This window comes from Pseudomonas sp. SDO524_S393, from assembly GCF_054071875.1.
This window is the reverse complement of the sequence record NZ_JBSVVZ010000051.1, coordinates 1-18,776: the sequence shown is the minus strand read 5'-3', so window position 1 is coordinate 18,776 and position 18,776 is coordinate 1. Positions and strand designations below refer to the sequence as shown.

17 protein-coding genes are annotated in these 18,776 nt (G+C 62.0%); 6 read left to right on the top strand and 11 right to left on the bottom strand.

What is annotated here, in order from left to right; genetic code table 11:
• Window positions 1-10 precede the first annotated feature (10 nt).
• Together xylB and ACW9IB_RS20710 are read right to left on the bottom strand one after the other, a co-directional pair.
• Window positions 11-1,510 carry a xylulokinase gene (xylB, locus tag ACW9IB_RS20715; protein ID WP_457415277.1) on the bottom strand — a complete coding sequence of 500 codons (1,500 nt, stop codon included), beginning with the start codon at window positions 1,508-1,510 and terminating at the stop codon, window positions 11-13.
• Between the two features lie 3 nt (window positions 1,511-1,513).
• Window positions 1,514-2,998, bottom strand: a complete 1,485-nt coding sequence (locus tag ACW9IB_RS20710) for an aldehyde dehydrogenase family protein (protein ID WP_457415275.1) — start codon at window positions 2,996-2,998, stop codon at window positions 1,514-1,516.
• A gap of 288 nt (window positions 2,999-3,286) precedes the next feature.
• Here ACW9IB_RS20710 and ACW9IB_RS20705 point away from each other — a divergent pair, with 288 nt between their 5' ends.
• The 3 genes from ACW9IB_RS20705 to ACW9IB_RS20695 all read left to right on the top strand — a co-directional run bounded on the left by ACW9IB_RS20705 (window position 3,287) and on the right by ACW9IB_RS20695 (window position 6,563).
• Window positions 3,287-4,429 carry a fumarylacetoacetate hydrolase family protein gene (locus ACW9IB_RS20705; protein WP_457368450.1) on the top strand — a complete coding sequence of 381 codons (1,143 nt, stop codon included), beginning with the start codon at window positions 3,287-3,289 and terminating at the stop codon, window positions 4,427-4,429.
• Window positions 4,426-5,382, top strand: a complete 957-nt coding sequence (locus ACW9IB_RS20700) for a C-terminal binding protein (RefSeq protein ID WP_457415272.1) — start codon at window positions 4,426-4,428, stop codon at window positions 5,380-5,382. The genes ACW9IB_RS20705 and ACW9IB_RS20700 overlap by 4 nt, the downstream gene beginning before the upstream one ends.
• A 419-nt stretch (window positions 5,383-5,801) precedes the next feature.
• Window positions 5,802-6,563 (top strand): SDR family NAD(P)-dependent oxidoreductase, encoded by a 762-nt coding sequence (locus tag ACW9IB_RS20695; protein WP_457415270.1) that lies wholly within the window; start codon window positions 5,802-5,804, stop codon window positions 6,561-6,563.
• 3 nt (window positions 6,564-6,566) lie between these two features.
• Here ACW9IB_RS20695 and ACW9IB_RS20690 read toward each other — a convergent pair whose 3' ends face one another.
• The 3 genes from ACW9IB_RS20690 to ACW9IB_RS20680 all read right to left on the bottom strand — a co-directional run bounded on the left by ACW9IB_RS20690 (window position 6,567) and on the right by ACW9IB_RS20680 (window position 9,126).
• Window positions 6,567-7,400 carry a thymidylate synthase gene (locus ACW9IB_RS20690; protein WP_457368453.1) on the bottom strand — a complete coding sequence of 278 codons (834 nt, stop codon included), beginning with the start codon at window positions 7,398-7,400 and terminating at the stop codon, window positions 6,567-6,569.
• Between the two features lie 66 nt (window positions 7,401-7,466).
• Window positions 7,467-8,279: a prolipoprotein diacylglyceryl transferase gene (gene lgt, locus ACW9IB_RS20685; RefSeq protein ID WP_457368454.1), complete on the bottom strand. Its 813-nt coding sequence runs from the start codon at window positions 8,277-8,279 to the stop codon at window positions 7,467-7,469.
• A 64-nt stretch (window positions 8,280-8,343) separates the two neighbouring features.
• Window positions 8,344-9,126: a sulfite exporter TauE/SafE family protein gene (locus tag ACW9IB_RS20680; protein WP_457368455.1), complete on the bottom strand. Its 783-nt coding sequence runs from the start codon at window positions 9,124-9,126 to the stop codon at window positions 8,344-8,346.
• Window positions 9,127-9,247: 121 nt separating this feature from the next.
• On the opposite strand from ACW9IB_RS20680, the gene ACW9IB_RS20675 reads away from it, so the two are divergent.
• Entirely contained in the window at window positions 9,248-9,994 is a 747-nt protein-coding gene (locus ACW9IB_RS20675) for an NRDE family protein (protein ID WP_457415267.1), read from the top strand.
• A gap of 156 nt (window positions 9,995-10,150) precedes the next feature.
• Here ACW9IB_RS20675 and ptsP read toward each other — a convergent pair whose 3' ends face one another.
• Both ptsP and ACW9IB_RS20665 read right to left on the bottom strand, forming a co-directional pair.
• Entirely contained in the window at window positions 10,151-12,430 is a 2,280-nt protein-coding gene (gene ptsP / locus ACW9IB_RS20670; RefSeq protein ID WP_457368457.1) for a phosphoenolpyruvate--protein phosphotransferase, read from the bottom strand.
• A 22-nt stretch (window positions 12,431-12,452) separates the two neighbouring features.
• Window positions 12,453-12,932, bottom strand: a complete 480-nt coding sequence (locus ACW9IB_RS20665) for an RNA pyrophosphohydrolase (protein WP_003176750.1) — start codon at window positions 12,930-12,932, stop codon at window positions 12,453-12,455.
• A gap of 143 nt (window positions 12,933-13,075) precedes the next feature.
• Between ACW9IB_RS20665 and ACW9IB_RS20660 the strand changes: the two genes are divergently transcribed.
• Window positions 13,076-13,732 (top strand): histidinol-phosphatase, encoded by a 657-nt coding sequence (locus ACW9IB_RS20660; RefSeq protein ID WP_457415265.1) that lies wholly within the window; start codon window positions 13,076-13,078, stop codon window positions 13,730-13,732.
• A 93-nt stretch (window positions 13,733-13,825) separates the two neighbouring features.
• On the opposite strand, the gene ACW9IB_RS20655 is transcribed toward ACW9IB_RS20660, so the two are convergent.
• Both ACW9IB_RS20655 and ilvA read right to left on the bottom strand, forming a co-directional pair.
• The gene (locus tag ACW9IB_RS20655; RefSeq protein ID WP_457368459.1) at window positions 13,826-14,239 is read right to left on the bottom strand and encodes a DUF2269 family protein; all 414 of its coding nucleotides are present in this window, start codon (window positions 14,237-14,239) and stop codon (window positions 13,826-13,828) included.
• A 41-nt stretch (window positions 14,240-14,280) separates the two neighbouring features.
• Window positions 14,281-15,825, bottom strand: a complete 1,545-nt coding sequence (gene ilvA / locus ACW9IB_RS20650; protein ID WP_457368463.1) for a threonine ammonia-lyase, biosynthetic — start codon at window positions 15,823-15,825, stop codon at window positions 14,281-14,283.
• 108 nt (window positions 15,826-15,933) lie between these two features.
• Here ilvA and rpiA point away from each other — a divergent pair, with 108 nt between their 5' ends.
• Window positions 15,934-16,605, top strand: coding sequence for a ribose-5-phosphate isomerase RpiA (gene rpiA, locus ACW9IB_RS20645; RefSeq protein WP_457415263.1), 672 nt, complete (start codon window positions 15,934-15,936; stop codon window positions 16,603-16,605).
• Window positions 16,606-16,609: 4 nt separating this feature from the next.
• On the opposite strand, the gene ACW9IB_RS20640 is transcribed toward rpiA, so the two are convergent.
• Both ACW9IB_RS20640 and ACW9IB_RS20635 read right to left on the bottom strand, forming a co-directional pair.
• Window positions 16,610-17,536, bottom strand: coding sequence for an SdiA-regulated domain-containing protein (locus ACW9IB_RS20640; RefSeq protein ID WP_457415260.1), 927 nt, complete (start codon window positions 17,534-17,536; stop codon window positions 16,610-16,612).
• 121 nt (window positions 17,537-17,657) lie between these two features.
• A complete protein-coding gene (locus ACW9IB_RS20635) occupies window positions 17,658-18,584 on the bottom strand; it encodes an SdiA-regulated domain-containing protein (RefSeq protein WP_457415258.1) in 927 nt (308 codons plus the stop codon).
• Between the last annotated feature and the right edge of the window lie 192 nt (window positions 18,585-18,776).

Genomic DNA, 18,776 nt, shown 5'->3' with positions numbered 1-18,776 from the left:
GAAAAGACTCCTAATCGAAAAGAGGGGCACCGAGCTCGACAAAGGTGTCCCGGAGCGTCGGATACAAAGAGCGATAAATGCGATGGGCCTGGGTGTGCACCTCGGCGGTGGCGCCATCGGGCGCCTGGCGGGTGATGGCTCGGCAACTGGCCGCCGCGCTGGCCGCGTCAGTCCAGACATTCACCGCCAACCCGGCCACCAGCGCCGCACCGAACGCGGCCCCCTCGGCCGCGCCTTCGGTGGTCACCACGTCACAGCCAAAAATATCCGCCTGCAATTGCCGCCACAGCACTGAACGGGCACCGCCACCGGACGCCTTGATCACCTGGCCGGTGATGCCCAGCGGGCGCATCAAAGCGTACATGTCGGCCAGGGCATACACCGAGCCCTCCATGACCGCGCGGGCCATGTCGCCACGTTGATGGCGACCGCTCAGGCCGATAAAGGCCGCACGCAGGACCGGGTCCGGGTAGGGGCAGCGCTCGCCGTTGAGGTACGGCAGAAACAACAGCCCATGGGCACCGGGCGGGCTGTCGGCGGCTTCGGCGACGATCTGGTCGAAGGACACGCCCGCGCACAGGGCGTCGCGGAACCAGTTCATCGAACCGCCGGCATTCAGCGACACGCCCATGCAATGCCATTTGTCCGCCGCCACGTTGCAGAACACTTGCAGGCGACCGTCGGGGTTGTCCCGGGGCGTGTCCAGCGCGGCGGCGAGGATGCCGGCGGTGCCGATGGTGGTCTGCAATTCGCCCGGCGCGATCACGCCGGAGCCGATGGTCTGGATCACCGAATCTCCACCGCCGCCCGCCACCGGCGTGCCTTGGGGCAAGCCGAACAGATGGGCACCGCTTGCGCTGACGCGACCGGAAATCACCTGGGATTCGAACACCGGCGGCAACACCGCCGGGTCAATGCCCAGGGTCTCGATCAGCCCGGTCGCCCATTGCCGCGAACGCACATTGAACAGGCCGGTGCCCGACGCGTCGGAGACTTCGCTGGCGACTTCGCCGGTCAGGCGCAGGCGCAAGTAATCCTTGGGGTTGAGTACCGTGGCCAGGCGGGCGAACAGCGCCGGTTCATGGCGTTGCATCCACAGGATCTTGCCGCCGGTGTAGCCCACCAGCAGGCGGTTGTCGGTGGCGGCCAGCAGACCGTCGAGGCCACCGGCGGCCTGGGTGGCCCACTCGCACTCGGCGGCGTTGCGCTGGTCGTTCCACAGGATCGCCGGGCGCAGCACGTTATGCGCGGCGTCCAGCGGCACCAGCCCGTGCATCTGCCCGGACAGGCCCACGGCGAGCAACTCCACGCCCGGCGCCTTGGCCAGTACGCCGGCGATCGCACGGCGCGCGCCTTCGATCCACAGTTCAGGGTCTTGCTCGGTCCAGCCGGGCCGGGGTTGGGACAGCGGATAGGTCGCCGTGTCGGCGGCAATCACCGCGCCTTGCACGTCGAGCAGCAACGCCTTGCACCCGGAGGTGCCGATGTCGATACCAATAAGGGCCTGCATGGCTCAATTCCCGACGCCATGGTGCAAGCGCACATGCTTGAAGTTGAAGTACTCCAGCAACCCTTCACGCCCGTGTTCGTAACCCACGCCACTCTGTTTGCGGCCACCGTAGGGCGCATTCATGATGCCGGCGTCGACGTTGTTGATGGCGACGTTGCCGTAGTCGAGCTGCGCCGACAGGGTGTGGATATCCACTAGGTCGCGGGCATACACGTACGAGGCCAGGCCGTAGGGCGTGTCGTTGGCCAATTGCACGGCTTCGGCCAGGGTATCGAAAGGCGCGACCCCGACCAGCGGGCCGAAGGTTTCTTCGCTCATCACGAGCATCTGGTGGGTGCAATCGGCGACCACCGTGGGCCGGAAGAAATGCCCACGGGCAAATTCCTCACCTTGCGGTGCCTTGCCGCCGGCCACCAGGCGTGCGCCTTTGGCCAGTGCATCTTCCAGGTGATCACGGGTTTTATTCAGCGGCTCGGCGGAAGCCATCGCGCCCAGGTCGGCGCCAGGGTTTTCCAGGCCATTGCGCACGGTCAGTGCGTCGGCGGCGGCGCCCAGTTGAGTAACGAACTCGTCGTAGATCGAGCGGTGCACATAGATGCGGTTGATCGCGATGCAGATCTGCCCGCAATTGCGAAAGCTGCGCCGTGTGGCGCCTTTGACGGCTGCCGCCACGTCGGCGCTGGCGGTCACCACCATCGGGCAGTTGCCGCCCAGTTCCAGGGACAGGCGCTTGACCTGCGGGCAACTGCGCTGGATATGCAAGCCCACGGCGCTGGAGCCGGTGAAGGCAACCTTGCTGACATCGGGGTGCTCCACCAACGCCTGGCCAACCTGGGACCCCTTGCCGGTCAGTACGTTGACCACCCCGGCAGGAATCCCGGCTTCCAGGCATTTCTGCGCGATGGCCAGGGCGGTGTAAGGGGTCAGTTCAGCGGGTTTGATCACGATGGTGCAACCGGACGCCAGGCTCGCGCAGAGCTTCCAGCCCACCAGTTCCGCCGGGTAGTTCCAGGGCGTGATCGCGGCCACTACGCCAACCGGTTCGCGCACCACCAGGCTCTGGAAACCCGGCTGGTCGTTGGGCACGATTTCGCCGTGCACGCGGGTGGCTTCTTCGGCATAGAAGTGGCACGCCTCGGCGAGCTTGAGTACTTCGCCGCGCGCTTCATTGACCGGCTTGCCCTGCTCGGCGGTCATCACGTGCGCCATGTTCTGCGCATCGGCGGCGATCAAATCGCCCAGGCGGTGCAAGGCGGTGGCGCGGGTCTTGGGCAATTCACGGGACCAGACCAGAAACGCACGGCGCGCGGCAGCCACCGCTTCGTTGATTTCTGCGGGGGTGGCGGCGGCGATATGCCCCAGGACTTCACCCGTCGCCGGGTTCTCCACCGGCAACCGTGCACCGGCACCCTGACGGAACTGACCGTTGATAAACAAGGCGCCTTCCAGCGCGGCAATCGAATCGGAGGGCAAATTATTGTTATGCATTGAACTGCTCCGTCACCTGTCTTGGCGGTTGAACCACTCGCTTAATTCGAAAATATAGTATTGCTAGCTTTTTGCAATAGCCTGGCGAAATTTCATGCTGAGACGCTTTGCACCAAAAACGTCCACAGACGGTTGAAACACTTATTTTTCGCCTTATTTTTCAGCAAAATAGTCTAAAAAAGCACTTTTTATCGCGAAAAGTACGATTTCTTTCATGCGAGATCGCTTGACCGTGCTCAAAATCGAAACGTAGCATTACTAGATATCAAACAATAAAGGACCACCCTCATGCTGCCCATCTCACTCAAGCACGCCAAATTGGTCGGCCGGGTCTGGCTTCCCGGCAAGGGTCCCAGCGTGGTGATCCTGCGGGAAAACGTGCTGATCGACGTGACCCCGTCCGTGGTCTCCATGGCCGACTTTCTCGACAACAACCCTGCCGAGCGCTTCGACACCCTGACCGGTGAACGGGTGGGCGACCTGGCCGACCTGATCCTTGAACCCTCCGAGATGGGCTATCACTCGGACCGCCCTTGCCTGCTGGCGCCGTGCGACTTCCAGGCGCTGAAAGCCTGCGGCGTGACCTTTGCCAGAAGCATGGTCGAGCGCGTGATCGACGAACGCACCGCCGGCGATCCTGGCCGCGCCAATGAACTGCGCGCGTTGATCGGTTCTCTGATCGGCGACAGCCTGTCCAATGTGCAGGCCGGTTCGGCCAAGGCTGCCGAGATCAAGGCCGCGCTGATTGCCGAGGGCCTGTGGTCGCAATACCTGGAAGTGGGCATCGGCCCGGATGCCGAGGTATTCACCAAATCCCAGCCCATGGCGGCGGTCGGTTACGGCGCGCAGGTGGGCATCAATCGCATCTCCGAATGGAACAACCCGGAACCCGAAGTGGTGCTGGCGGTGGACGGCCACGGCAATATTCGCGGCGCCACCCTCGGCAACGACGTGAACCTGCGCGATGTGGAAGGCCGCTCCGCGCTGCTGCTGGGCAAGGCCAAGGACAACAATGCGTCGTGCTCCATCGGCCCGTTCATTCGCCTGTTCGATGAACACTTCACCCTTGCCGACATTGAGAACGCGACCCTGACCCTGTCCGTCAGCGGCCTCGACGGTTTTGAGATGTCCGGCGGTTCGAACATGGCCGAGATCAGCCGCAAACCGGCTGAGCTGGTCAAGCAGACGCGCAACGCTTCGCACCAATACCCGGACGGGTTCATGCTGTTCCTCGGCACCATGTTCGCGCCGACCCAGGACCGCGAGAAAAAGGGCTCGGGCTTTACCCACAAGGCCGGCGACCTGGTGGAAATCTCCACGCCGCTGCTGGGCACCCTGCGCAACACCGTCGTGTACTCCGACGAAGCCGCGCCTTGGACCTACGGTACCCGCGCGCTGATGCGCAACCTGGCAAAACGGGGGCTGCTATGAGCCAGAAGTTCGTCGTGACCGACCAGGCGTTCGGCAACACACGCCATGAACAGGCCGCCGCCGCATTGGTCGGCGCGCAATTCTCTGAACATCAGTGCCGCAGCGAAGACGAAACCCTGGACGCCGTGCGCGGCGCCCATGCGGTGCTCAATAATTTCGCGCCCATGACCCACCGCGTGATGGCCGCCATGGCGCCGGGAGCGGTGGTGGTGCGTTACGGCGTCGGTGTGGACAACGTCGACCTGGCCGCCGCCAAAGTGCTGGGAATTCGGGTGTGCAACGTGCCGGACTATGGCGTCGAAGAGGTGGCCGATCACGCCGCCGCGATGACCCTGGCCCTGGCGCGCAAGCTCGATCACTACGGTAGCGGCATTCGCAACGGCGAGTGGAAGATCGCGCAGATGGTCGACGGCGTGCGCTCCCTGCGTGACACCACCGTGGGCCTGATCGGCCTGGGGCGCATTGCCCGCGCGTTTGCTGCGCGCATGTCGGCGTTCGGCTGCACGCTGGTGGGTTATGACCCGTATGTCACCAACCAGCAGGCGCGGGAGTCGGGGATCGAGCCGATGTCGCAGGCCGAGGTGATTGCCTGTGCCAATGTGCTGTCGCTGCATGTACCGCTGACGCCCGAGACGCGCCACGTGATCAACGCGGACGCCATCGCGAAGATGCCCAGGGGCGCGATCCTCATCAACTGTTCCCGTGGCGGATTGATCGATGAAACGGCGCTGGCCCAGGCGTTGGTCAACGGGCAGTTGTCGGGCGCGGGACTGGATGTGTTTGAGAAGGAGCCATTGCCGGGGGATTCGCCGTTGCGCAGTGCGCCGCATTTGTGGGTGTCGCCCCATGCGGCGTTTTTTTCCGATGCGTCGGTGGATGCGTTGCAGCGGTTGGCCAGTGAGGAAGCGTTGCGCGGCTTGCGTGGTGAAGCGTTGCGTTGTGCACTGACTTGATGAGGGCGTTCGGGATTTGCCTGGCTCACCGCATTCGAAATGTGGGAGCTGGCTTGCCTGCGATGGCGATTTGTCTAGGTACATATCCGTTATTGGGGTAACGGCCTCTATTGGTTCCGCTCTTACAGCGGGTCACTTTTGAACAGCGCAAAAGTAACCAAAACGCTCTTGCCCCACCACTCGGCACCTCGCTTAGGCTCGGTGTGCCCGTAACCCGACATTGATTTGGGGGGCCGCCGCCACGCGCCATCCATGGCGCGGGGCGGCTAAACCGGCATCCCTGCCGGTTTACCCCCCAAATCAATATCGAATTTCGGCCAGCGTGGTTGACGGGGCGCCCAGAATCAAGATCAAAAGCAAAGCAAAAGCAGATCAAAAGCGTGTGCGTGGCTGGCTTTCATTTGTGTGAGGGATGCGGGATGAATTATTCGGAAAAACAGGCGCTGAACGGCAAGCTGGCGCTGGTGACGGGGGCTGGTCAGGGTATTGGGGCGGCGATTGCCGAGGCTTTGGCGGCGACCGGGGCTGAGGTGATTTGCACCGATATCTTGCATGCCCGAGCCTTGGCGACTGCACAGAAGTTGGTCGAGAAAGGTTATGTCGCGCGCGCAGAAGCGTTGGATGTAACGAACAGCACCGCGATCAATGCATTGGCCACGTCGCTGCCGCCGCTGGACATTCTGGTATGCAACGCCGGCATCGTCACCAACACGCCTGCCGAGGAGATGACTGACGAGGAAGGGGACAAGGTGGTCACCGTCAACCTGACCGGTGTGTTTCGTACTTGCCGGGGTTTTGGTCGGCGCATGCTGGAAGCCGGGCGCGGGTCGGTGATCAATATCGGGTCGATGTCCGGGCAGGTGGTGAATGTGCCGCAGCCGCAATGTCACTACAACGCGTCCAAAGCCGGGGTGCATCAACTGACCAAGTCTTTGGCGGTGGAGTGGGCCACCCGTGGGGTGCGGGTGAATGCGGTGGCGCCGACGTATATCGAAACGCCGTTGCTGCATGGGCTGGAAAGCCAGCCGGGGTTGATTCAGCGCTGGCTGGACATGACCCCCGCCGGGCGCATGGGGCAACCCCATGAAGTGGCGTCGCTGGTGCAGTTCCTCGCCTCCGATGCCTCGAGCCTGCTGACAGGCTCGATCATCAATGCGGATGCGGGCTACACCTGCGTCTAGCGATCAGATGGCGACGTCGGCCTTGATGCTGGGGTCGGCGTCGTAACCGACGATTTCGAAGTCTTCGAACCTGTAGTCGTAGATCGACGCGGGTTTGCGCTTGATCACCAGTTCCGGCAGTTTCTTCGGCGTGCGTGCCAGCTGGGTCTGGATCTGTTCCATGTGGTTGCTGTACGCGTGGGTGTCGCCAGTGGTGACGATGATCTCGTGGGGGATCAGGTCGCACTGCTGCGCCAGCATGTGGGTCAACAGGGCCAGCGCCGCGGTGTTGTACGGCAGGCCGAGGAAGACGTCGGAGCTGCGGATATACAGCTGCATCGACAGGTGCCGGTCATGCACGAATGCCTGGTACAGCAAATGGCATGGCGGCAGCGCTTGCTTGCCGTCGAGCGCGTTCTGCTGGGGGCTCTTGGTCTCGTCCGGCAGGTATTCGACGTTCCAACCGTGGAACAGGATCCGCCGGCTGTTGGGGTTGGTCTTCAACGTCTCGACCATGTAGTCAATCTGGTTGATCTTGCCGCCGTCCTTGGTCGGCCAGGCGGTCCACTGCTCGCCGTACACCGGACCCAGGTCACCTTCTTCGGTGGCCCATTCATCCCAGATGCGCACGCCGTTCTCATTGAGCCACTGGATATTGGTGTTGCCACTCAACATCCAGATCAGTTCATTGGCGATACTTTTGAAGTGAAGCTTCTTGGTGGTCAGCAGCGGGAAGCCGTCGGCCAGGTTATGCCGAAACTGACGGGCGAACACGGCCTTGGTGCCGGTGCCGGTGCGATCGCCCTTGGTCAATCCATTGGTCACGACGTCGTTCAGCAGTTCGAGATATTGCTTCATTTGGGTACCCGTATCGTTGAAGCCAAGGAGGCTCATCCCTGCAAGGAAGAGCCCCGGCATTCGAATTTAAAGCGCGGCGTTCTTCAAGGGCTGCGGGCGATTGTACGCCCACCACAGCAGGCCCAGGCCGCCCAGGATCATCGGCAGGCTGAGGATCTGACCCATGGTCACCCAACCGAACGCCAGGTAGCCCAGCTGTGCATCCGGCACGCGGACGAACTCGACGATGAAACGGAAGATGCCATAGAACAGCGCGAACATGCCGGACACGGCCATGGTCGGGCGTGGCTTGCGCGAGAAGATGTAGAGGATAAGGAACAGCGCAACGCCTTCCAATGCGAATTGGTAAAGCTGCGACGGGTGGCGCGGCAATTGCGCCGGGTCGCTGAACGGCGGGAACACCATGGCCCACGGCACGTCGGTCGGTTTGCCCCACAGCTCGGCGTTGATGAAGTTGCCGATGCGCCCGGCGCCCAGGCCGATCGGCACCATCGGCGCGACGAAGTCCATCAGTTGAAAGAACGACTTGCCATTGCGCCGCCCGAACCACCATGCGGCGATCATCACGCCGATGAAACCACCGTGGAACGCCATGCCGCCTTTCCACACTTCGAAGATCAGCGTCGGGTTGGCGATATACGCGGACAGATCGTAGAACAGCACATACCCCAGGCGCCCGCCGACAATCACCCCCATCGACAACCAGAACACCATGTCGGAGAGCTTCTCCTTGGTCCAGGTCGGATCGAAGCGGTTCAGGCGCCGGGAAGCCAGCAGCCAGGCACCGCCGATGCCGATCAGGTACATCAACCCGTACCAGTGGATTTTCAGCGGACCGATGGCCAGGGCCACCGGGTCGATCTGCGGGTAAGGCAGCATTGCGACTCCTCGTTAAATCATTCGTTAGGCGAGCGGACCATGCCCGGGCGCGATTAAGCCTTCGTTACAACAGAAAATTCAAACCGACACAGAACAGCAGGCCGGCGAACAGCCGCTTGAGCAAACGCGGTGACAACCGGTGCGCCAGCCGTGCGCCGAAACGGGCGAACACCATGCTGGTCAGGGCAATGCCCACCAGGGCCGGCAAATACACGAACCCTAGACTATGAGCGGGCAACAGCGGGTCATGCCAGCCCAGAATCATGAAACTTAATGCACTGGCCACCGCAATCGGCAGGCCACAGGCCGATGAGGTGGCCACGGCCTGCTGCATCGGCACGCTGCGCCAGGTCAGGAAAGGCACGGTCAACGAACCGCCGCCAATCCCGAAAATCGCCGAGGCCCAGCCGATCAGCGTGCCGGCCAGGGTCAACCCGGCCTTGCCCGGCACGGTCCGGCTGGCCTTGGGCTTGACCTCCAGCGCCAGTTGCACGGCCACCAGCAGCGCAAACACACCAATGATCTTCTGCAGGTGCGGGCCGGAAATCGCCTCGGCGGTCAGCGCACCAAAACCGGCGCCGATCAGGATGCCCACGGTCATCCACACGAAGATCGGCCAACGCACCGCGCCGCGTCGGTGGTGCTCACGCACGGCATTGACCGAGGTAAAAATGATCGTCGCCAGGGACGTGCCGACCGCCAGGTGGGTCAGGACCTGTGGGTCGAAACCTTGCAAGGTGAAACTGAACACCAGCACCGGCACGATGATGATCCCGCCGCCCACGCCGAACAGCCCGGCGAGCACGCCCGCGCAGGCGCCCAGCAGCAAATACAGCACAAATTCCATGGGAGCCCCCAGACACAGACCGGCATGTTAACGGATGGAAGGCATGCAACCCAACTGGAGACGATGGAACGTGCGCACCGGTGTGGGTAGAGTGGCCGAAAACACAAACGGGAATCACCTGATGTGCCTGATTGTCTTTGCCTGGCGGCCGGGCCACGCCCAACCGCTGATCGTCGCGGCCAACCGCGATGAATTCTACGCTCGCCCCAGCCTGCCGCTGGCCCAGTGGCAGGATGCGCCCGGGGTATACGCCGGGCGCGATCAGGAAGCCGGCGGCACCTGGCTGGGGGTCAATACCGAGGGGCGCTTTGCAGCGCTGACCAATATTCGCGACCCGCACCAGCCGCCGGCGCGCAAGTCGCGGGGTGAACTGGTCGCGCGCTTTCTCAGCGGTTCGCAGCCTGTTGAGCAATATTTGGCGGACGTTAACGGTCGTTCGATCGAATATGCCGGGTTTAACCTGCTGGTGGGCACGCAGGATGAGCTGTGGCACTACAACGCGCATCACACAGAACCGACGCGGTTGGCGGCGGGCATTTATGGGTTGTCCAATGCCGGGCTGGACACGCCCTGGCCGAAGCTGCTCAAGGCTCGCGCAGCATTGAGCGATGTGTTGAATGACCCGCAGCCGGAAGTGTTGCTGGCGATATTGAGTGACCCGCAGACGGCGCCCTTTGCAGAGCTGCCGGATACCGGAGTGGGGTTGGCGACGGAGAGCCTGCTGTCGAGCGTGTTTATCGCCAGCCAGAGTTACGGGACAAGGGCGAGCACGGTGCTGATTGTGAATGCGGATGGGACGCGGCGCATGGTGGAGCGCAGTTTCGGACCGCAGGGTGGACGACTCGGCGAAGTAGAACTCACCCTATAGGAGCGATTTTGTGGTGAGCGGGCTTGCCCCGCGCTGGGTGGCGAAGCCGCCCCAAAACCCGCCAACCGGCTCTGTCTGAAAGCATGCGGCGCTTGTATTAGGGCCGCTCCGCAGCCCAGCGCGGGGCAAGCCCGCTCACTACACCCACCTCTGAAGTCAGAGGGTTTTGGCAGAGGCCGGGTTGATCATCCGCGTCAGCCCCAGGTTTTTCAGCGCCAGTTGCAGCGAGCTGTGGATAACTTGCGGATTGTCGATAGTCATCAACTCTTCCAGCAACTCCTTGGCCATGCCCAGTCCGACCTGGCGCAGCATCCATTTCACTTTAGGCAAGTTGGTGGCGTTCATCGACAGGCTGTCAAAGCCCATCGCCATCAACAGCACCGCGGCTGCCGGATCGCCGGCCATTTCACCGCAGATGCTCACCGGCTTGCCTTCGGCATGGGCCTCGCGCACCACATGTTGCAGGGCTTGCAGCACCGCCGGGTGCAGATAGTCGTAGAGGTCGGCGACCCGTGGGTTGTTGCGATCCACGGCCAGCAGGTACTGGGTCAGGTCGTTGGAACCCACCGACAGGAAGTCCACCTGCCGCGCCAGTTCCTTGGCCTGGTACACCGCCGCCGGAATTTCGATCATCACGCCAATCGGCGGCATCGGCACGTCGGCGCCTTCGTCACGCACTTCGCCCCAGGCGCGGTGGATCAGGTGCAAGGCTTCTTCCAGCTCGTGGGTGCCGGAGATCATCGGCAGCAGGATGCGCAGGTTGTTCAGCCCTTCGCTGGCCTTGAGCATGGCGCGAGTCTGCACCAGGAAGATTTCCGGGTGGTCGAGGGTCACGCGAATGCCGCGCCAGCCCAGGAACGGGTTGTCTTCCTTGATCGGGAAATACGACAGCGACTTGTCACCGCCGATGTCCAGGCTGCGCATGGTCACCGGCAACGGGTGGAAGGCTTGCAGTTGCTCGCGATAGATCGCCAACTGCTCCTTCTCGCTCGGAAAGCGCTGGTTGATCATGAACGGCACTTCGGTACGGTACAGCCCCACGCCCTCGGCGCCGCGCTGTTGCGCACGGGCCACGTCGGCCAGAAGACCGGTGTTGACCAGCAGCGGCACACGATGGCCATCGGTGGTCACACACGGCAGTTCGCGCAACGAATCGAGGCCCTGCGCCAGTTGTTTCTCTTCTTCCACCACCTCGCCGTATTGCTTGCGCAGTACATCGCTGGGGTTGGTGAAGACTTCACCGCGATGGCCGTCGACGATCATGTCGATGCCGTCGACCTTGGCATACGGCAGGTCCACCAGACCCATCACCGTCGGAATGCCCATGGCCCGGGCCAGGATCGCGACGTGGGAGTTACCCGAACCGAGTACCGACACCAGGCCCACCAGCTTGCCTTCCGGCACTTCACCGAGCTGGGTGGCGGTCAGTTCTTCACTGACCAGAATGGTGTTGTCGGGGAAAACCATGTTGGTGGTGCGATCTTCCTGCAGGTAGGCCAACAGCCGGCGACCGAGGTCGCGCACGTCCGAGGCCCGCTCGCGCAGGTAATCGTCATCCATCATTTCAAAGCGATTGACGTGATCGGTGACCACTTGGCGCAGCGCGCCCTGAGCCCACTGGCCGGTCTTGATCACGGTTTTGACTTCGTTCCCCAGGGATGCGTCGTCGAGCATCATCTGGTACACGTCGAACAACGCACGCTCTTCGGGGCGCAGCTGGGTGGCCAGCTTGGTCGACAGGTTGCGCATGTCGGCGCGCACCCCTTCCAGGGCGGTCTTGAACAGTTTGATTTCAGCGTCGATGTCATCGACGGTCTTGTCCGGCACCACGTCCAGATCAGCCGGCGGCAGCATGACCACGGCGGTACCCACCGCTGCACCCGGCGAACCCGGCACACCGACGAACTTGGCTTCCTGGATACCCTTGCCCTGGCGATTCAGGCCGCGAATCGAGCCGGTGGCTTCGGCGTGGGCGATAACGCCGGCGAGCTGTGCGCTCATGGTCACGAGGAAGGCTTCTTCACCTTCGTCGAACTGGCGGCGTTCTTTTTGCTGGATGACCAATACACCGACGACACGACGGTGATGGATGATCGGCGCGCCGAGGAACGAGGCGTAACGCTCTTCGCCGGTTTCGGCAAAGTAGCGATAACGCGGGTGATCGGCGGCGTGTTCAAGGTTCAGGGGTTCTTCACGCGTCCCCACCAGGCCCACCAGACCTTCATTGGGCGCCATGCTGACCTTGCCGATGGAGCGCTTGTTCAAGCCCTCGGTGGCCATCAGCACAAAACGGTTGGTCTCGGGGTCCAGCAGGTAAACCGAGCAGACCTGGCTGCCCATGGCTTCCTTGACGCGCAACACAATAATCCCCAACGCCGCCTTGAGATCCTTGGCGGAGTTAACTTCCTGGACGATCTTGCGCAGCGTATTGAGCATGGCTCGGGGTCGAACTCCGTCGTCAGTCGCGCGCTAAAAGGCGCGGGGCAAGCTCTTTGAGAGCGCGACGATAAACCTCGCGCTTGAATGTCACCACCTGGCCCAGCGGGTACCAATAGCTGACCCAGCGCCAGCCATCGAATTCCGGTTTACCGGTCAGGTCCATCCGCACCCGCTGCTCGTTGGAGATCAGCCGCAGGAGAAACCATTTCTGCTTTTGGCCGATGCACAGCGGTTGGCTGTGGGTACGCACCAGCCGTTGCGGCAAACGATAGCGCAACCAACCTCGGGTACAGGCCAGAATTTGTACATCTTCACGCTCAAGGCCGACTTCTTCGTTCAACTCACGGTACAAGGCGTCTTCAGGGGTTTCGTCGGGGTTGATTCCACCCTGGGGAAACTGCCAGGCATCTTGGTTGATTCGGCGAGCCCATAGCACCTGTCCGGCATCATTCGTAAGAATAATCCCGACATTAGGACGGAAACCATCGGGGTCGATCACGGCAACAACCTCGCAAACGCATGTCGCCGCATTGTTCCACAAAGGTTGATCAAGCGGCAACGAGGCTTCTTACCTTATGTGCACTCTTGTGAAAAGACCGTATTCTGGACGCCTTTTTACAGACTTTTCAGCGAGTAACTGCAATGCGCCTGGCTTTATTCGACTTGGACAACACCCTTCTCGGCGGTGACAGCGATCACGCGTGGGGCGATTACCTGTGTGAACGGGGGATTCTCGACCCGGTGGCCTACAAGGCTCGCAACGACGAGTTCTACCAGGACTACCTGGCCGGCAAGCTGGACAACGCCGCCTACCTGAACTTCAGCCTGGAAATCCTCGGCCGCACCGAGATGGCCCAGTTGGATGAGTGGCACAACGACTTCATGCGCGACTGCATCGACGCCCTGATGCTGCCCAAGGCCGCCGAATTGCTCGCCAAACACCGCGCCGCCGGTGACAAGCTGGTGATCATCACCGCCACCAACCGTTTCGTCACTGCACCGATTGCCACGCGCCTGGGCGTGGAAACCCTGATCGCCACCGAGTGCGAGATGGAAAATGGCCGTTATACCGGGCGCAGCACCGACGTGCCGTGCTTTCGCGAAGGCAAGGTGACACGCCTGAACCGTTGGCTGGAAGAGACCGGGCATAGCCTGGAAGACAGCTATTTCTATAGCGATTCGATGAATGACCTGCCGCTGTTGGAGCAAGTGACCCATGCGGTGGCGGTGGATCCGGACCCGAATCTGCGGGCTGAAGCCGAGAAACGTGGCTGGCCGGTGATTTCGCTGCGCAGTTGAGTGCGCTATCGCAGGCAAGCCAGCTCCCACAGGGGAACGCATCCCAAGGTGGGAGCTGGCTTGCCTGCGATGAAGGCGACTCGGCCTTAAGCCTTAAACCGGCTTGGCGCCCATCAACCCGGCAATCGCCACGAAGCCCACCAGGCTGACCACCGCCAGCACCAAGGTGAAATTCAGACTGCCACCCTCGCCCTTGCGCAGGCGATTGAGGCGAGCCACCAGCCAGAACCAGGCCAGCGCCGCCACGGTGTAAAGGATGCTGGAGCCCAGGATCCAGGTCTGCCCCAGCGGCCAGCCGATCAGGTGCACCAGCCACCAACCGGTGAACGGCATGCTCACCACGCAAATGCCCATCAACAACCATACGAACGCCCACGGGCGCTGCACGGTCACCGCCGGGCCGGCGCTGCGCTTGCGCCAGGCCAGCAGCGCCAGGCCCAGGCCGCTGAGCAACAGCAACGCGGTGGCCGCGATGTGGATCACTTTCAGGGTGGTCAGGGTTTCCATGTGTCCTATTCCTTAAAGGTCGCCCCAATCAGCGTAGTCGCTCAACCGAGGAACAGTTTGTAGGCCGGGTTATCGCTTTCATCCCAATACGGGTAGCCAATGGCTTCGAGGGCCGCCGGCACCAGGTGACGTTCGCTCGCCGGTACTTGCAGACCCGCGACCACACGGCCATCGGCTGCGCCGTGGTTGCGATAGTGGAACATCGAGATGTTCCAGCGCCCGCCCAATTTGTTAAGAAAGTTGAACAAGGCGCCCGGACGCTCGGGGAATTCGAAACGGAATACCACTTCATCGCTGACCTGGGCCGCATGCCCGCCGACCATATGGCGGATGTGCAACTTGGCCAACTCGTTCTCGGTCAAGTCCAGCACCGGGAACCCCTGGTCAGTCAGACTGGCGATCAGCGCGCTGCGCGGATCGTTTTCCGGGTGAGTCTGCACGCCAACGAAGATGTGCGCTTCGCTGCCGGAGTGGTAGCGGTAGTTGAATTCGGTGATCTGGCGCTTGCCCACGGCCTCGCAAAACGCCTTGAAGCTGCCGGGCTTTTCGGGGATGGTCACGGCGATGATGGCTTCGCGACCCTCACCCAGCTCGGCGCGCTCGGCCACATGGCGCAGACGGTCGAAGTTGACGTTGGCGCCGGAATCGATGGCCACCAGGGTCTGCCCGCTGACGCCACGGGTTTCCACGTACTTCTTGATCCCGGCCACACCCAGCGCGCCTGCCGGCTCGGTGATGGACCGGGTGTCGTCGTAGATATCCTTGATCGCGGCACAGATTTCATCGGTGCTCACGGTGATCACTTCGTCGACATATTCCTTGCAGATATCGAAGGTGTGCTGGCCGATCTGTGCCACTGCCACGCCATCGGCAAAGATCCCGACGGTCGGCAACACCACGCGCTCGCCAGCGGCCAGCGCAGCTTGCAGGCAGTTGGAGTCGTCCGGCTCGACGCCGATGATCTTGATTTCCGGGCGCAGGTATTTCACGTACGCCGCAATACCGGCGATCAGCCCGCCGCCGCCCACCGGTACGAAGATCGCATCCAGCGGCCCCGGGTGCTGGCGCAGGATTTCCATGGCCACGGTGCCCTGCCCGGCAATGGTGTGCGGATCATCGTAGGGGTGGATATAGACGTAGCCTTTTTCGTCGACCAGCTTCAACGAATAGGCCAGGGCTTCCGGGAACGAATCACCGTGCAGCACTACTTTGCCGCCACGGGAGCGCACGCCTTCGACCTTGATCTCCGGGGTGGTCTTGGGCATCACGATCGTGGCCTTGACCCCCAGCACCTTGGCCGCCAGGGCCAGGCCCTGGGCATGGTTGCCCGCCGAGGCCGTCACCACGCCACGTGCACGCTCGGCGTCGCTCAACTGGGTGAGCTTGTTGTAGGCGCCGCGAATCTTGAACGAGAACACCGGCTGCAAGTCTTCACGCTTGAGCCAGATCTGGTTGCCCAGCCGCTCGGAGAGCTGACGGGCGCTCTGCAGCGGGGTTTCTACGGCGACGTCATAGACGCGCGAGGTGAGGATCTTTTTGACGTAGTGTTCAAGCATCGGCGGGCTTCTACTTTCACGGTTTGGCAGGGCCAAGGAGTCTAACCCGGCTTTTGGCCGGGCGACCACACGAATCCCGAGGTTTTGTTGGGTTATACTCGCCGCCCTCGATAACTCCCCGCCCGTTCCGGAGCCCGCATGACCCAGGATCAACTCAAACAGGCAGTGGCCCAGGCCGCCGTCGATTTAATCCTTCCCAAACTCGACGACAAGAGCATCGTCGGCGTCGGCACCGGCTCCACCGCCAACTGCTTTATCGATGCACTGGCCCTGCACAAAGGCGCGCTCGATGGCGCAGTGGCCAGTTCCGAAGCCACCGCTGCCCGTCTCAAGGGCCATGGCATTCCGGTGTACGAGCTCAATACCGTGAGCGACCTGGAGTTCTACGTCGACGGCGCCGATGAAAGCGACGCCCGCCTGAACCTGATCAAGGGCGGCGGCGCAGCGCTGACCCGCGAGAAGATCGTCGCCGCCGTGGCCAAGACCTTCATCTGCATCGCCGACGCCAGCAAGCTGGTGCCGGTGCTCGGCGCCTTCCCACTGCCGGTGGAAGTGATCCCGATGGCTCGCAGCCACGTGGCCCGCGAACTGGTGAAACTGGGCGGCGACCCGGTGTATCGCGAAGGCGTGCTGACCGACAACGGCAACATCATCCTCGATGTGTTCAACCTGCAGATCACCGATCCGGTCGCCCTTGAGACCCAGATCAATGCGATCGTTGGCGTGGTCACCAATGGCCTGTTCGCGGCGCGCCCTGCCGACGTTCTGCTGCTGGGCACTTCCGAAGGCGTCAAAACCCTCAAGGCCTGATGCGTTACTTCGGTACTTCAGGGATGGTTTTCTTGAAGACATAGAACAGGTTCGGCTCGCTGACGAGGTACAGCGTACCGTCGTCATCCATGGCGATCCCCTCGGCCTGCGGCACCCGCTTTGTCAGGCCATGGCGCCCCTTGAGCAGAGACAGACTGCTCAAGGGGCGACCGTCGATATCGAGCTCCAGCACCAGAAACGACTCATCGGACAGTGCCAGTAAATGGCCGCTGCGCTCGTCGTATTGCAGGCTCGAGAGGTCCCGCACGAACAGCCCGGCGTCGCGCCTGGGATTATTGATCACGTGTACCGAGTAGGTTTTTTCCGCCTTGAAGTGGGGAAAACCATGCACTTCATAGATCAGCATCGGGTCGCGCTCTTTCGCCACAAACAGGCGCTTGCCCACCGAATCGTAGGCCAGCCCTTCAAACCCCTTGTTGCCGCCGACGTGCACGCCCAGGGTCATCTGTTCCGCGTCGGCGGCATCGAGAAACTGGGTGTCGTCATCCACGTGCACCTTGATCAGCCGCTGCTGACGCTCATCGCTGATCACATAAATGTTCTCACTGATGAACTCCACCGCCTCGGCATCGCCGAAACCCACCAGCGGAATGCGCCGCAGGATCTTGCCTTCAAGGGACAGCTCGATCAGTTCGGCGTTTTTATTGGTGACGGTAAACAGGCTTTTGCGCACCGGGTCGAAGGTCAGCGCCGAGACATCGTCGTCGAGCCCGTCGATCACCTGGGCTTCCAGCGCCACCCGGTAATCCGCCAGACCGATCGAGCGCTCATCCGCTGGTTTGCGCCACACTTGCCAGTTGAACCAGACGCGCTCGAACAGGCGAAAGTGCTGCGCAACAGCCCCGGCGCCGATCAGGGCGATCAGCGCGAGCATCAGGAATATCGGTTTGGGGCGGGCGAATCGGCGCATCGGGGCGGGCTCAAAGTCAAAAGTGGCGAATAAATATCACGCTTCTCTGAATTTAAACTTAAACGCACCTTGATGTCTGGCGACTGCCGTTTATAGAGACTTATCCGACGTAATCGGGGTGTTATCGCTGCTTCTCGAAACGATAGAACAGATTCGGCTCGCTAAGCACGTACAGCGTTCCGTTTTCGTCCATGGTCACCCCTTCGGCCCGGGGAATGGTGTTCTTCAGCCCGTTGAAACCGCCCAGCAGCGTCATGAAGCTGACCTGTTCACCCTTTTCATCCAGCTCCAGCAACAGGTGGGAATCGGCGGACAATGCAAGCAAGTGGCCGGTACGTGGGTCGATGGCCAGCGCCGACAGGTTGCGCATGTCCAGCTCGGTGCTGGCCAGCTTCTGTTTGTCGCCATTCAGGGTCTGGCTGCCATCGCTTTTCCAGGTGAACAGCGCTGGAGGGCGCTCCTCACCCAAGATGATCTGCTGGTTGCGCGGGTCCCAGGTGATGGCTTCGAACGCTTTGTTCTGGTCCTTGGATGGACCCAGGTCATAACTGGGGAAGTCAGCCTTGCTCAACTGGGTGGTGGCGGCATCGACCTTGACGATGGTCAGGCTGTGTTGGCGCTCATCGACCACGGCCATCAAGCCGTTTTCCAGTACCGTCAGGCCTTCCGGGTTGTTCCAGCCATTGAGCGGCATCTTGCGCAGCACATCGCCTTGCAGGCTCAGCTCGACCAGGAACGGGTTTTTGCCCATGACGGAAAACAGGGTCTTGGTTTGGGGGTTGTAGGCAACGTCCGAGGCTTCGTCCTTCTCCATGCCCGGCAGCAACTTGGCGTCGATCACGGCATGGTAGTCCGGCAGCCAGACACTGGCCTGGCGCTCGGTCGGCGACTCGAAACGCTCCAGCACCCAAAGCGCGCCACGATCATCCCAGTGCATGGCCCAGGCGACGCCATACACAATCGCCCCGACCAGCAGGAGCCAGGAGTACCAGCGCAGGGCAAAGCGGGATCGCGGTTTGGGAGTGATAGTAGGCAGGGGCACGGCCATTGGGCGCTTTTTCCGGGGGTTCACGTTAGGTAAAGCACAGGAACACAGGGCCCGCGCGCTAAAGGCTGACGATTATCCGGATGGCGTGTGAAAAAAATGCAAAGACGATGTTCAGGCGTACCCAAATCCATGTGGGAGCTGGCTTGCCTGCGATGCGGACGACTCGGTGTATCAGTCACACCGAGGCGACGC